The sequence below is a fragment of the Vibrio sp. E150_011 genome, from assembly GCF_053544015.1.
In genome coordinates this window covers 318,070-332,942 of record NZ_JBHFOL010000002.1, presented here as the reverse complement: position 1 = coordinate 332,942, position 14,873 = coordinate 318,070, and the positions used below count along the sequence as shown (strand labels likewise).

Sequence of the window (14,873 nt, the reverse complement as noted above, 5' to 3'; positions counted from 1 at the left end):
AATTATTCCTTTATTGATGCCTTTAAAGCATCCACCAAAGTCAGGACATCGTTGGAACTGTGGGTGGCTGACAAAGTCAGTCGCAATCGGGCGCAGCCTTTTGCAACGGTGGGCGGTCTGATGGCCGTTGTCCAGATATGCTTAGTTTTCAATTGCGAACACAGTGTTAATGTCTTCTGTTCTTCGCCAACAAGCCAAGGTTTTATCGGCGTGTTGGTAGCGACATAGGGTGGTAAATCATCTGCATTTTCAGCAAACAGGCCATTCAATTCATTCAGCTTCTCTCGTCGCCAGTGTTGAGTCTGGATCATCGTTAAAGCGGTCAGTAACGCACTGGCGTGTGCGGCTGAAAATGAGGTGGAATAGACATAATGACGAGCAAATTGAGTTAGGTACTCCCCCATGGCTTTGGAGCATAAAACGGCCGCTCCATTCAACCCAAAGGCTTTACCAAACGTCACCACCAATATATCTGGTTGTAAACGGGTTTCAGACATCGCCCCCTTTCCGTCTTCCCCTAGAACCCCAACCCCATGTGCATCGTCAATCATCGTCAACGCATCAGATTGCTGGCATCGTTGCAAAAACTCATCGAGAGGGGCGACATCACCATCCATGCTAAACACGCTCTCCGTCACCGCCAGTGTTGGTTGTGCCGTTGACAATTGTGCACTCAGGTGTGTTAAGTCGGTGTGGCGATAGCGCTTCATCGTTGCTGGGCTTAATAGACCGGCCTCCATCAATGACGCATGGTTCAGACGATCTTGAAGCAACATGTCTCCTTTTTCCAACAGAGCAAACAACACAGCTTGATTGGCTGAAAACCCCGATGAAAAAAACAACGCGCTCTCAAAGCCTAACCACTGTGTTAACGCAGAGGCCAAGCTGGCATGAGCACTTGAGTGACCCGTCACTAATGGCGATGCACCACTTCCCACACCATGTTTCGCAATCGCTTGTTGGTAAGCAAAACCGAGTTCATCACTGGCTGCTAACCCAAGGTAGTCATTCGAAGAAAAATTAAGATAGCAGGTGCCATCCAACTCAAATCGGCGACGATTTCCCGAGAAGATGGCTTGTGTTTTTCTCAGTAAACCCTGACTGTCTCGCTGCGCAATAGCCTTTTCAATACGAGAATCAAACGCTGGCATCGTAAAAGATATCGTCTTTTTCTGGTCTTGCAGCGACACGCATAGCCACTTGATCCAACAAATCACTTTCTTGGATTTCATCGGGCTTTTGCGAGGTTTCTTGACGATTTATACCCAGTTTTTTAAATAATTGTAAATCCGTATCTTCATCTGGATTAGGGGTAGTCAATAATTTACACCCATAGAAAATCGAATTCGCGCCAGCCATAAAGCACAGCGCTTGCATTTGTTCGTTCATATCCTCTCGCCCAGCCGACAAACGGACCGCCGACTTTGGCATCATGATTCGGGCAATGGCAATGAGTCGTATAAAATCGAATGGCTCAACATCATCCACTTCTTCAAGTGGCGTGCCTTTCACTTTGACCAGCATATTGATTGGCACACTTTCCGGCTGCACGGGTAGATTCGCCAACTCCATCAATAAACCCGCGCGATCGCTTGCGCTTTCACCCATACCGATAATGCCACCAGAGCAAATTTTCATTCCTGCATCACGGACATGACCCAACGTATCTAACCTATCTTGATAAGTTCGAGTCGTAATAATGTTGCCGTAAAATTCAGGCGAGGTATCCAGATTATGATTGTAGTAATCAAGTCCGGCATCGGCCAAGTGATCGGCTTGGTCAGGCGTCAACATTCCCAATGTCATGCAAGTTTCTAAGCCCATGTCTTTGACACCTTTAATCATATCGGTCAACAACGGCATATCGCGCTCTTTTGGGTTCTTCCAAGCCGCTCCCATACAAAAACGTGTTGAACCAGCCGCTTTCGCTTTTTGCGCGGCATCAAGCACTCGGTCAACTTCCATGAGGCGCTCTGCTTCTACATCCGTTCGGTAACGAGCACTCTGTGGGCAGTATTTACAATCTTCTGGACAGGCTCCTGTCTTAATAGACAGCAAGGTGCTCACTTGCACATGGTTCGTTTGCTGATGCTGCCTATGTAACGTTTGCGCATCAAAGAGTAAATCCATAAAAGGTTTATCCATTAAGGCGCTGACTTCGGTTAGAGTCCAGTTGTGTCTTACTTCCACTGAAAATTCCTTTGCTCACATTATTATTAGTCTTGGCTAGTGTACCCACAGCCGTTACACTGTCAACACCGACCACATAAACATGTTTACATGTGATTAAAATATAACCAGAGAATTTATGATGGATCTCGAATTTGACCGCCAACATATCTGGCACCCCTATACTTCCACGTTAAACCCGCTCACTTGTTACCCTGTTGTTTCTGCATCTGGTGTAGAAATTGAACTGGAAAATGGCAAAAAACTCGTCGATGGTATGTCATCGTGGTGGTCAACGATTCATGGTTACAGCCATCCCGTATTGAACCGAGCACTGACCGAACAAGCCAACAAAATGGCACATGTGATGTTCGGCGGTATCACCCATGAACCGGCGATCAATGTCTGCAAGAAATTACTATCGCTGTCGCCTGCAAGTCTTGAGCACGTCTTTCTTGCTGATTCAGGGTCAGTTGCCGTTGAAGTCAGCTTAAAAATGGCACTGCAATACTGGCATGCAAAAGGCGAAAGTCGCCCTAAATTTCTCACATTAAGTCATGGCTACCACGGTGATACTTTTGCTGCGATGTCGGTCACCGACCCCAATAACTCAATGCACAATTTGTATAAGGGTTTTTTACCCGAACATATCTTTGCCCAGTCTCCAACCACCGGTTTTCACCAAGAGTGGAACGAAGACGATATTGAAGACTTCGCGAATAAACTCGACACACATCATAGAGAAGTGGCAGCCGTCATTCTCGAGCCTATTGTGCAAGGTGCGGGAGGAATGCGGATTTATCACCCAACGTTTCTCAAGCGGGTTCGCCAACTCTGTGATAAATATGGGGTGCTCTTAATCATTGATGAAATCGCAACAGGATTTGGCCGTACGGGCAAACTTTTTGCCTCTGAGCACGCCGATATCCAGCCTGACATCATGTGTGTAGGCAAGGCGTTAACAGGCGGCTATATGACGCTCTCTGCCACTTTAACCTCAAAACACGTGGCAGATACGGTTTGTGGAGGGGATGCAGGATGTTTCATGCATGGACCGACCTTTATGGGTAACCCATTGGCGTGTGCGGTCGCCTCAGCAAGCCTATCGTTGATTGAGTCTGGCGAATGGCAACAACAAGTGAGTCAAATTGAAGCGCTTTTTGCACGTACACTTCCTTCGCTACTATCCCATCAACGCGTTAAAGATGTACGTTGGCTAGGCGCCATTGGCGTTGTAGAAGTCGACCGCGCTGTCAATATGGAGGTCATTCAACAGCATTTTGTCGATTGTGGCGTATGGATTCGACCATTTGGACGGCTTATTTATATGATGCCACCATTTATTAGCCAACCAGAGCATATCGAAAAGTTAGTCAATGCGATATCGAGTGCCCTCAACACAGCGGCATGCTTCTTACAGACTGATATTTAAATAATGACCGACCGCCAATCAGGGAATCGTCGTTGATTGGTTAGTTGATTGGCTAGTTGATTGGGTGGCCGAGAAAATTGTCCGCGCTATCTGCTAGACGGCAATTCAACACGGATAAGACAAAACGACGGGTATAAAAAAACCCAGCATCATCATGCTGGGCCTTTATTATTTTTAGCGTACTATTATTTTAACGTACGACTACTGAGGCATGCCAAGATTAACCAATATGGGTGGTGCCACGCATATATGGTTGCAGCACGGTTGGGATAGCGATACGGCCATCTGCTTCTTGGTTGTTCTCAAGAATCGCCACCATAGTACGACCAACGGCTAAACCGGAACCATTAAGTGTGTGCACAAGTTCTGGCTTCTTTTCGCCTTTACGACGGAAGCGAGCTTGCATGCGTCGAGCTTGGAAATCCCACATGTTCGAGCAAGAAGAGATCTCACGATATGTTTCTTGAGCCGGAACCCAGACTTCAAGATCATAAGTTTTACGCGCGCCAAAGCCCATATCACCCGTACACAAAACCACTTTACGGTAAGGCAGTTCGAGTAACTGAAGCACTTTCTCAGCGTGACCAGTCAGAGCTTCAAGCGCTTCCATTGAATCTTCTGGTTTAGTGATCTGTACCAACTCGACTTTATCGAACTGGTGCATACGGATCAAACCACGCGTGTCACGACCGTAAGAACCAGCTTCTGAACGGAAACACGGTGTGTGCGCTGTCATTTTAAGCGGCAGATCGGCCTCATCAGTAATCGTGTCACGAACCATGTTCGTAACTGGCACTTCTGCTGTTGGGATAAGTGACAATTTACGCGGCTCTTCATCGCTGACTTTCTCTACCAGTGGCTCGGTATGGAACAGGTCTTTACCAAACTTTGGTAGCTGACCAGTACCGTAAAGGCTGTCTGCATTAACCAAGTAAGGGACATACATCTCTGTATAACCATGCTCTTCAGTGTGCAGGTCAAGCATAAACTGCGCAATCGCACGATGAAGACGAGCAAATTGGCCTTTCATTACGATAAAACGTGCGCCCGTAATTTTGGTCGCGCTGGCAAAATCTAATCCGCCCGCGATCTCACCTAGATCAACGTGGTCTTTCACTTCAAAATCGTATGATTTAGGCTGACCCCAACGAGAAACCTCGACGTTGTCATCTTCGTCTTTACCATCAGGCACATCATCAGACGGAAGGTTTGGAACAGACAACGTAATGTCGTCAAGTTGGGTCATTAACGCCGCTAACTCAACTTTTTTTGCTTCTAAATCGCTACCTAAGGTACCGATTTGTTTTTTAATCTCTTCAGCGCCTTCTTTATCACCAGCCGCCATTTTCTGACCAATTTGCTTGGAGATGGAATTGCGCGTGGATTGTAAATTTTCTACTTCGACTTGAATCGACTTACGTTGCTCTTCAAGTTTACGAATAGTTTCTACGTCTAGCGTGAAGCCGCGACGTGCCAATTTTGCAGCTGTTTCATCCAGCTCTGTACGAAGTAATTTAGAATCCAGCATTGCCAATCCTATGCTTTAGGTTATGAAAACGTCTATCAGCGATTACTTTATAACCACTGATAAATCTTGATAATTGAACCGGATAACGATAACGAAAAGCCACTACTTTTCATAGCGCTTTTGTGGGCTTTTTGCGTCTAAATCGGCCAGATAATCTAACTTTTCACCAATTTTGGTTTCAAGACCACGATTTGTTGGCTGGTAGTAGCGCGTGCCACTCATTTCTGGTGGCAAATATCGTTCACCGGCGGCGTACGCACCCGGCTCATCATGAGCATAACGATATTCCTCACCATAGCCCATGTCTTTCATCAAAGATGTTGGGGCGTTACGTAAATGATGGGGCACTTCATATTCCGGTAGTTGGTGTGCATCGGTTAATGCCTGCTTCCAAGCGGTATAGACAGCGTTGCTTTTGGGCGCGCAAGCCAGGTACACAACAGCTTGAGCAATTGCTCGTTCCCCTTCTGCAGGACCAATTCGAGAGAAACAATCCCACGCAGACATGGCTACTTGCATTGCGCGAGGGTCAGCATTGCCAATATCTTCCGATGCGATCGCGAGTAACCGCCTAGCAATATACAATGGGTCACAACCTGCTGCGATCATTCGCGCCGACCAATACAGAGCGGCGTCCGGATTCGAACCCCGTATTGATTTATGTACCGCTGAAATTAAGTCGTACCAAATATCGCCCTTGTTATCAAAGCGATTCACTTTCTCGCCTGCAACTTCGGCTAATAATGGCAAGGTAATCTGTTTATTACCGTCCGAATCATCCTCAGCCATGTCATAGAGTAGCTCAAGGTAATTCAACGACATACGAGCGTCGCCATTCACCAGTTCAGCGAGCCTATCCAAGGCATTATCTTGAAACTGCGCCGCAATCTGCCCCAAGCCTCGAGCGTTATCGTTTATCGCTTGTTCGAGTACTAACAAAATATCAGCTTTATCTAGAGAGGTCAGTTTGTAGACTCGAGCTCTCGATAGCAAAGCATTATTGAGCTCAAAGGATGGATTCTCGGTGGTTGCGCCGATAAAGGTTACCGTGCCATCTTCTATGTGAGGCAAGAAGGCATCTTGTTGGCTTTTATTGAAGCGATGCACCTCATCAACAAATAAAATAGTGCGCTTTCCTGCAAGCTTATTTTCTCGTGCGCGCTCAATGGCCGCACGAATATCTTTCACTCCGGAGGTCACCGCCGATACACGTTCGACCTCGGCGTCCGCGTAGTTTGCCGCCACTTCTGCAAGGGTCGTCTTCCCTGTACCCGGCGGTCCCCATAGTATCATCGAGTGAAGCTGACCCGCTTCTAGGGCACGACGAAGCGGCTTACCAACACCAAGAATATGTTGCTGGCCAATGTATTGCTCCACCGTTTCTGGGCGCATCCTAGCAGCCAGGGGACGAAAATCTTCATCCCCTGAAAAATCAAAACTAAAATTACTCACGTAATCCCCTAGTTTCTTTGATCATCAATTTCAACACCTTCAGGCACAACAAATGTGAATCTGTCCTCTGATGGTTTGCCAACTTTAACCGCATCAAAGACAAATCGACCTTGCTGACCATCTTGTTCAATCACATTGAAACCATGAACGATCCCTTTTGGGTCAATGTTAATTTGGAACTGACCTTGTGTAGAATCCACAGCCGTAGGTGTTAGGGTAAACATGTCACCACTTTGCTCAATACTGTAATGATCCCAATCGGTGGCTCGATTACGTGTTAACAAAACAAAAGGGGTTTGTTCAGTCGCTTGCTCTTGGTTATAAATACTCACTTGTTCAATAAATGGGCTGTAGTACCAAAGATTGCTGCCGTCGGAAACCAATACGTTTTCATCCGGAAACGTGGTTACCCAACGAAACATGCTAGGGCGGGCGATTTCAACATTGCCCTCCCCTTCCATCACCACTTCACCGTCCGGGCTAGTAACGGTTTGTTTGAAACTAGCACTAAACCCGTCATTGAGTTGTAACCGTTCGCTGAGCTCTTGTTGTGGGGTCGCTAACGCCGAAAAACTCAATGTCGATAGCGTAATAAAAACGAGCGAGAACCATGTTTTCATGTTAATTCCTTACTGCATTATTCTTTAATAGGAGGTGGGGCTAGCACTTCACGATTGCCATTGTGGCCCGGTGCACTAACGATACCTTGAACCTCGAGTTGTTCGACGATACGAGCGGCTCGGTTGTAACCAATTTTAAATCGTCGTTGCACCCCTGAAACGGAACCACGACGAGAGTGCACTACGTGCTCTACTACTTGATCAAACAAGGGATCCATTTCCTCGTCCCCTTCCATTTTTTCACCGGGTAACAAGGTCTCTGGGCTTTGATCGCCATTGGTGATCTCTTCAATGTAATTTGGTTTTCCTCTGGCCTTCCAGTTGTTTACAACCGCATGCACATCATCATCGGAAGCAAACGCACCATGGACTCGCGTCGTATGACTAGAGCCGGGAGGGAGATACAACATATCACCCATGCCAAGTAACGACTCAGCCCCACCTTGGTCCAATATCGTTCTGGAATCCGTTTTGGTTGATACAGTAAATGCCACACGAGTTGGAATATTGGCTTTAATAAGACCGGTAATAACATCAACAGATGGTCGCTGCGTCGCAAGAATCAGGTGAACACCGGCGGCACGCGCTTTTTGTGCCAAACGCGCAATCAATTCTTCGACCTTCTTACCCACAACCATGATCAAGTCAGCGAACTCATCAACGACCACAACGATGTACGGTAGGTTCTCAAGCAGTGGGGCTTCTGGCTCCATGCTATCCCCTTCTTTCCATAAAGGATCATGGATAGGGTGTCCAGCCGCAGCCGCCATCTTCAGCTTGTCATTGAAGCCCTTAATATTACGAACACCCAACGCGGACATGAGTTTATAACGACGCTCCATCTCTCCAACACACCATCGTAGCGCGTTAGAGGCATCCTTCATGTCAGTCACTACTTCCGATAGTAGATGCGGGATCCCTTCGTAAATTGAAAGCTCCAACATTTTAGGGTCAATCATGATAAAGCGGACTTCTTCCGGCGTTGCTTTGTAGAGCATACTCAGAATCATGACGTTAACGCCAACCGATTTACCGGAGCCCGTTGTACCCGCTACCAGTACATGCGGCATTTTAGACAAGTCCGCAACAACCGCTTCACCCGCTATATCTTGACCCAACACGACTGTAGTTGGTGATTTAGACTCAGTAAAGGCAGGGCTGCCAATGACATCTGAAAAGTACACGGTCTGGCGCGTCATATTAGGAAGCTCTAAACCCACATAAGGCTTACCGGGGATCACTTCCACAACACGAACCGCCATTGCCGAAAGCGACCGAGCTAAATCCATCGACAATCCAGAAATCCGGCTGACCTTAACACCGGGTGCAAGGTCGAGTTCAAAGCGAGTAATCACAGGCCCAGGGAAAATATCGACCACTTCAGCCTTAATTTTGTAATCTGCTAACTTAGATTCAACCAATCGAGCAATATTTTCTAACGCTTCCTTATCAATAAAGTTTTCACGTTTTTCTGGATGATACAGGAGTTCTAATGTTGGCATCGGCTCTGTCGGTTTTGGCAGATTCGCATCTTTTTGCACCAAGAACGGGTTCATTTGCGCCACAGCGGTTTTCTGAGCTTCCGCAACGAGCGACTGAAAGGCTTGAGAATCCGCATCTACGTACTCGGCACCAGCATGTTCTACCTTCTCAGGCTGCCCTAACTGCGGCATATCAGATGGTATTTCTTGTGGCGGTACGCTTGGCTCTTGAACCCCAGTAGGCTCCTGAGTCCAAATAGGCTCTTGATTCCAAGCCGCCTCTTCAATGTGTTGGCTCGCCACAGGTGAGTCACTATTGCCTGCCACTGATTGGAGAGTAGAGTCAGGTTCACTTAAATGTTCTGGAGTATGAGTGTGACTCCGATCGGTTCCGTCACTACTGCTATCCATCCATGATTCACTTTCTGGCAGTGGTTGAGGTGCGTCTATATTCCATGGTGTATCGTCGAGTTGAGTCGCCTCAGATGGTGCAGATACCACCGATGCGGCGGTCGTTGCAACGGCAGCCGCCGCCGCTCCTGAAAGGTTGATTGATTCGCTTGCTTGGTGTTTTTCAGGCACAGACTCTTGTGGTGACTGGTCAGCAAAATCATCAGACGTTCTGGCTGCCATTTCAAGATCTTCGATCGTCGCGCCTAACTGATGCGTTCGATCATCTGCCGTACTTAGCTGCTCATCTAAGGCATCCATTGCATTGAAATGCTCATGAGGCGATGATGCGTCCTGCAATTCAATAGACGATTCACCGATGACAGGCTCAGTACGCGTGGCAGGCTCTGACATGTTCGCAGTAGGTTCTGTTGAGTATGCGCTAGATTCTGACTCGTAGACTGTAGGCTCAGCACTAAACGTTGCTTCTGGTGCAGAGGTCGTCTCTATATCAGGCTGAATCGTCGTTTCATTCAATGTCGGAGAAGGTGCTGCCTTGGCAAACAATGGGTCATACTCTTCTGACTGACGATCCACAGATTCTGCGTTAGCGTCTGGCATATGAATATTGTAATGACGACGCTTTGACGATGTCGGTGAGAGGTCGATTGAATCAGTAGACGGCTCGCTAAGTGACAACGGCGCTTCCTTTGCAGAAAAATGCGGCAACCTTCCATCTTCATCCATTCTCTCTGGCTGAGACAGAACCGGTTCGTAAACCTGCTCTTTACTGCCACGAACTTTATTCGTCATTGCCGCCAGCATAGTAAGAACGCCGTTACCAAGCCACTCAACAATACTGAGCCAAGAGACACCAGTTAATAGGGTAAAGCCTGCCCCCCACAAAAATAGCAAGACGATGGTGGTGCCCAGCACATTCAATGTCGGCAATGCTAAGCTCGTTAATACATCACCAATCACGCCGCCTGATGAAAAATACCAAATATCATCAAAATTAATGTCGGCAAGCCCGCAGCTAGTGAGGATAATAATGGTGAGACCAAGCGTACGAGTCCCCCAGATCATCAAGTCTATTTCATCATCTTTGTCTCGGGTTCTGAAAAAGACCCAAGCGCTGAACGCGACAACAAACGGGATGGGGTATGCCAAAGAGCCAAAAACGAAGAATAGTGTATCGGCAAGCCAGGCACCAACGATGCCACCTGCGTTTTGAATGTCGCCACCCCAAGAAGTTTGCGACCAAGAAGGGTCGGCGGGGTTGAACGTAAATAATGCAACGGCCAAGATAATTGACGTCAGCACAGCTAAGATAAAGCAGCACTCCCTCAATCGCTGAAATCCATTGAGGCGAGAAGCTTCTTGCTCTTCGCTCGTCTTAATGATCGTTTCGACTCTTTTTTTGTCCTGTTTGAACATATCCAACATCTAACTTAGTAGAAACAGCCCGAGCGGCATAAGCCGCTCGGAGTATTTATTAATTTAACCACATCAGGGATAAAAACCCAATCGAGGAGATGAATAAAGCATGGATTTTCATGGCATTAGTCAACTCCTTGTTAGAATAGACTTATCTGGTCTTAATCACCAATTGGTTAGATTGCTTAACTTCTTCCATCACAACGTAAGTTCGTGTGTCATTGACACCCGGTAAACGCAGTAAAGTATCCCCAAGCAATTTACGATAAGCACCCATATCCGACACCCTTGTTTTCAAAAGATAGTCGAAATCTCCAGAAACGAGGTGACATTCTTGGATGTCATCCAATCGTTGCACTGCTGAGTTAAATTGCTCAAACACATCTGGTGCACCACGATTTAGCGTAATTTCCACAAATACTAGTAATGACGCATCTAAGTATTGCGGATTAAGTAGAGCTGTATAGCCCGTAATATATCCCTGACGCTCAAGTCGACGAACACGTTCTAAACACGGTGTAGGCGAAAGACCTACGCGTTTTGACAATTCGACATTTGAGATCCTACCGTCTTTCTGCAATTCATTAAGAATGTTGCGATCAATACGGTCTAGTTCCTTGGACGGCTTCTTATAGTTGTCTGCCATTTTTTATTCCACCTTGTTACTTCCTTGCAAAAAAATATACTACAACTCTGTAATATTCAGTATCAAATTTTGTTAATTAGCTTCTATACTAGTCAGTAATTCGACAATAACACCCTACACACAGTTAATACAACCATATAATAATGAGGAGTCAGGATGATCATTGGCGTACCTAAAGAGATAAAAAACCATGAATACCGTGTTGGTATGATCCCAGCGAGCGTGCGAGAACTAGTCTCACACGGCCATCAAGTTTTCGTTGAAACTAATGCTGGCACTGGTGTTGGTTTTTCAGACGATGATTACATCGCTGTAGGCGCATCCATTCTTCCTACCGCCGCTAACGTTTTTGCGCAAGCAGAGATGATTGTAAAGGTCAAAGAACCCCAAGCTGTCGAGCGTGCTATGTTACGTGAAGGCCAAGTATTATTTACTTATCTTCACCTAGCACCAGATTTTCCACAAACTGAAGAGCTAATTAAAAGCAAAGCTGTCTGCATTGCCTATGAGACTGTAACAGATAATATGGGTCGCTTACCACTATTAGCACCAATGTCAGAAGTTGCTGGGCGAATGTCTATACAAGCTGGTGCTCAAACACTCGAAAAGTCGAACGGCGGACGTGGTCTGCTACTCGGTGGCGTTCCTGGAGTAGAACCTGCTAAAGTTGTCGTCATTGGCGGCGGTGTTGTTGGTTCAAACGCTGCTCGTATGGCGGTGGGTATGCGTGCTGATGTCACAATCTTAGACCGTAGTATTGATACACTACGTGCTTTAGATGAAGAATTCCAGGGCCGCGCAAAAGTGGTTTATTCTACAGAAGATGCGTTAGAGAAGCATATTCTAGATGCTGACCTTGTGATTGGTGCAGTGTTGATCCCAGGCGCGGCAGCACCGAAGCTGGTCACAAAAGAGCACATTGCGAAAATGAAACCTGGCGCGGCTGTTGTTGATGTTGCCATTGACCAAGGTGGCTGCTTCGAAACATCACATGCGACTACACACGCCGATCCAACATATATTGTTGATGATGTGGTCCACTACTGTGTGGCAAACATGCCTGGCGCCGTTGCGCGTACGTCTACCTTCGCGCTCAATAACGCCACTTTGCCATATATCATCAAGCTCGCAAACAAAGGCTATCAACAAGCACTCACTGAAGATAAAGGCTTTTTGGATGGACTTAATGTGATCCACGGCAAAGTGACCTGTAAGGAAGTTGCCGAGAGCTTTGACTTAGAATTCGTTGAGCCTATTGCTGCGATGGCAATGTTCAACTAGTTCATGCTAGCGTATAACGAAGATTGACGAGTCACATCGTCATTTTAGAAACGGGCGAATTCGCCCTTTTTTTTATGTGTTTTTTATGGATATATCTGCTTTCACCCCATGTATGACAAGATTTCTAGGGGTTGTTGTTACTTCACAAAATGTAAAAACCTCCGCTTGATAGCCATGCTCTTCAAGGTACAACGCTTTATCCAACGCTAACCACAGTTCAAGCGGTCGACGGAAAATACCTTGAATCAAACTCAATGCTTCCATTTTCCAATAACGCTCATGCCCAATTTGTTCAAAATGTTCGTAATTGACACTTGGTAGTTGTAAGGACTTTTGATTTGCAGCCCATAAACAAAACGCTCCGAATCCCTCCGCTAACATGGATTTTTTGATACTAGGGATAGAGATATAGCCTTCGCTGAGTGCAAGCTCTCGACACAGGGCATCAAACCCTAAACGAAACGTCATTTCTTGCTCACGATGGCGTCTCACGCGTTCTCCACCCGTAATGGTTTCTTGAAGTGGGATACGAAGCTCTTGTTTACTAAGCTGCAACGTATCGTGGCGAGCTTGCTGAGACATAGGTCGATAGTGCTCATCGCGAATAAGGTGATAGCAACACGGTGACAACGTGACAGCAGGAAGGTGATGTCGAACGGCATGTTCAATCAAAGTGACATGTAAATCACCACAGGCATGCAACGCGACGGCATGCTGCTCGCTGTCAAACACCTTCTCTGAATCCGGATGGAAGGCATCCCCTTGCACAAACGTCATTGGCAACGCCAATTTATCAGCCTCACCTTGTCCCGATTCACACAATACGTCTTGAAACTCAAAGCTAGTGACCGTTTGGCGAGATTGTGATGCCAGCAATCGGCCTAAATATCCTTTTCCAGAGCACCATTCTAGCCACTGAGAACCATGATGATCCGCTAAACAGACCTGACTCAAAGAGGTGATTTGGTCAAGCTTTCTTCCTGGAATCCCAACCTCTAAACCTCTTGGCAAATTGGTACACCGAGCATGGGTCAAACGATGAGGCACGGTCAGTCCGCTCAGCTTATGAGCATCAGGAAGCCATGGAATAAGTGCAGCGGTAAGCCGTAAAGGGTCGCTTTTGTATTCAGCAATTTGTTGATGACTCAGTGACAAAAGCCAAGTAAGAAGATCGGCGTTGTTGTCTTGCCAAGAAACGTGGTCATCGATGACTTGATAGAATGGATCGGTACGCCAATAGCATTGGTGCTGTTTCAGCAGTTGCGTGACCAATTCGAATTGTTGCTGATTCACGATAATATGCTCCCCCTATCTATCTGGTGCGATTGTAGGGGGAAGCGTGAAACAACGGAAGTGTTTTGTGTTAACGAACCGGCAAATCGATGTCTTTAAACATTTCTTCAATTTCCACGTTGGATTTTAAAGAAATGGCTTGCTCGACCACTGGCTTAGTCAGGTGGGGGGCGAAACGCTCCATGAAATCGTACATGTATGTCCGTAAGAACGTGCCACGACGGAAACCGATGCTGGTTGTACTCGCTTCAAATATATGACTCGCGTCAATCGCGACTAAGTCGGTGTCTTGGCTATTATCCATTGCCATACTGGCAATAACTCCGACGCCAATACCCATGCGTACGTAAGTTTTAATCACATCGGCATCGGTTGCAGTAAAGACGACTTTAGGTGTCAGGCCAACTTTATTAAATGCAGTGTCCAACTCAGAACGGCCAGTAAAGCCAAATACATAAGTCACCAAGGAGTACGCGGCAAGATCTTCGATCGTCACTCGTGCTTTTTGTGCCAGCGGGTGATCTTTACGTACCACTATCGAGCGATTCCAATGGTAACAAGGCAGCATGATCGCGTCTTGATAAAGATGAAGCGCTTCGGTGGCGATTGCAAAGTTTGCCGTCCCTTTCGCGATGGCTTCCGACATTTGTGACGGCGTACCTTGGTGCATGTGCAGCGAGACTTTGGGATAACGAGCCGTAAAGCCTTTAATCACTTCTGGCAGAGCGTAACGAGCTTGCGTATGTGTCGTTGATATATTTAGCGTGCCCATTTCAGGGTGAGTATGCTCACCGGCTACCGCTTTTATGCTTTCAACACGCGACAGTATCTCTTGCGAAATACGGATGATATCTTTACCCGCTGGTGTCACTTGCGTTAGATGTTTTCCGCTTCGCTCAAATATTTGAATGCCAAGCTCATCTTCCAGTAACCGAACCTGCTTACTAATACCAGGTTGGGATGTGTATAAGCTTTCTGCAGTCGCCGAAACATTTAGATTATGGTTCAATACTTCAACGATATATCTCAACTGCTGTAACTTCATTGCGCCCTCGTCATCCTTGTCATTTGATGCTGTTCATCCGATAAATCCCAACAGCAAAGCATATAATTATTAGTTATAACGAATTACTAGAAAGATTAA

At 46.6% G+C, this 14,873-nt stretch carries 11 protein-coding genes; 2 read left to right on the top strand and 9 right to left on the bottom strand.

Translation table 11 applies throughout. The annotated features are described in order from the left end of the window. Window positions 1-2: 2 nt before the first annotated feature. Both ACE1OE_RS04675 and bioB read right to left on the bottom strand, forming a co-directional pair. Window positions 3-1,151, bottom strand: coding sequence for an 8-amino-7-oxononanoate synthase (locus tag ACE1OE_RS04675; RefSeq protein ID WP_449210484.1), 1,149 nt, complete (start codon window positions 1,149-1,151; stop codon window positions 3-5). Continuing rightward, the gene (gene bioB, locus ACE1OE_RS04670; RefSeq protein WP_102471646.1) at window positions 1,138-2,190 is read right to left on the bottom strand and encodes a biotin synthase BioB; all 1,053 of its coding nucleotides are present in this window, start codon (window positions 2,188-2,190) and stop codon (window positions 1,138-1,140) included. The genes ACE1OE_RS04675 and bioB overlap by 14 nt, the downstream gene beginning before the upstream one ends. A 121-nt stretch (window positions 2,191-2,311) precedes the next feature. On the opposite strand from bioB, the gene bioA reads away from it, so the two are divergent. Beyond that, complete coding sequence (bioA, locus tag ACE1OE_RS04665) at window positions 2,312-3,601, top strand: adenosylmethionine--8-amino-7-oxononanoate transaminase (RefSeq protein WP_449210483.1); 1,290 nt, start codon at window positions 2,312-2,314, stop codon at window positions 3,599-3,601. Between the two features lie 220 nt (window positions 3,602-3,821). Here the strand turns inward: bioA and serS are convergent, their stop codons facing one another. The 5 genes from serS to lrp form a co-directional block, all read right to left on the bottom strand. Next, window positions 3,822-5,129, bottom strand: coding sequence for a serine--tRNA ligase (serS, locus tag ACE1OE_RS04660; RefSeq protein ID WP_102471648.1), 1,308 nt, complete (start codon window positions 5,127-5,129; stop codon window positions 3,822-3,824). A 102-nt stretch (window positions 5,130-5,231) separates the two neighbouring features. After that, window positions 5,232-6,581, bottom strand: a complete 1,350-nt coding sequence (locus ACE1OE_RS04655) for a replication-associated recombination protein A (protein WP_449210298.1) — start codon at window positions 6,579-6,581, stop codon at window positions 5,232-5,234. Window positions 6,582-6,589: 8 nt separating this feature from the next. Next, entirely contained in the window at window positions 6,590-7,201 is a 612-nt protein-coding gene (gene lolA, locus ACE1OE_RS04650; protein WP_102471650.1) for an outer membrane lipoprotein chaperone LolA, read from the bottom strand. A gap of 17 nt (window positions 7,202-7,218) precedes the next feature. Next, the gene (locus ACE1OE_RS04645; protein WP_449210297.1) at window positions 7,219-10,509 is read right to left on the bottom strand and encodes a DNA translocase FtsK 4TM domain-containing protein; all 3,291 of its coding nucleotides are present in this window, start codon (window positions 10,507-10,509) and stop codon (window positions 7,219-7,221) included. A 151-nt stretch (window positions 10,510-10,660) separates the two neighbouring features. Beyond that, window positions 10,661-11,155: a leucine-responsive transcriptional regulator Lrp gene (lrp, locus tag ACE1OE_RS04640; protein ID WP_102471652.1), complete on the bottom strand. Its 495-nt coding sequence runs from the start codon at window positions 11,153-11,155 to the stop codon at window positions 10,661-10,663. Window positions 11,156-11,311: 156 nt separating this feature from the next. On the opposite strand from lrp, the gene ald reads away from it, so the two are divergent. Next, window positions 11,312-12,436, top strand: a complete 1,125-nt coding sequence (gene ald, locus ACE1OE_RS04635; protein WP_449210296.1) for an alanine dehydrogenase — start codon at window positions 11,312-11,314, stop codon at window positions 12,434-12,436. Between the two features lie 72 nt (window positions 12,437-12,508). Here ald and ACE1OE_RS04630 read toward each other — a convergent pair whose 3' ends face one another. Then, complete coding sequence (locus tag ACE1OE_RS04630) at window positions 12,509-13,729, bottom strand: methyltransferase (protein WP_449210295.1); 1,221 nt, start codon at window positions 13,727-13,729, stop codon at window positions 12,509-12,511. A 70-nt stretch (window positions 13,730-13,799) separates the two neighbouring features. Then, window positions 13,800-14,774, bottom strand: coding sequence for an HTH-type transcriptional regulator CysB (gene cysB, locus ACE1OE_RS04625; RefSeq protein WP_102471655.1), 975 nt, complete (start codon window positions 14,772-14,774; stop codon window positions 13,800-13,802). Window positions 14,775-14,873: the final 99 nt, after the last annotated feature.

Excerpts from the sequence above, each read along its gene's own strand:
- ACE1OE_RS04675 (WP_449210484.1), bottom strand. The coding sequence starts at position 1,151 with ATGCCAGCGTTTGATTCTCGTATTGAAAAGGCTATTGCGCAGCGAGAC.
- bioA (WP_449210483.1), top strand. The coding sequence starts at position 2,312 with ATGGATCTCGAATTTGACCGCCAACATATCTGGCACCCCTATACTTCC.
- serS (WP_102471648.1), bottom strand. The coding sequence starts at position 5,129 with ATGCTGGATTCTAAATTACTTCGTACAGAGCTGGATGAAACAGCTGCA.
- lolA (WP_102471650.1), bottom strand. The coding sequence starts at position 7,201 with ATGAAAACATGGTTCTCGCTCGTTTTTATTACGCTATCGACATTGAGT.
- ACE1OE_RS04645 (WP_449210297.1), bottom strand. The coding sequence starts at position 10,509 with ATGTTCAAACAGGACAAAAAAAGAGTCGAAACGATCATTAAGACGAGC.
- lrp (WP_102471652.1), bottom strand. The coding sequence starts at position 11,155 with ATGGCAGACAACTATAAGAAGCCGTCCAAGGAACTAGACCGTATTGAT.
- ald (WP_449210296.1), top strand. The coding sequence starts at position 11,312 with ATGATCATTGGCGTACCTAAAGAGATAAAAAACCATGAATACCGTGTT.
- cysB (WP_102471655.1), bottom strand. The coding sequence starts at position 14,774 with ATGAAGTTACAGCAGTTGAGATATATCGTTGAAGTATTGAACCATAAT.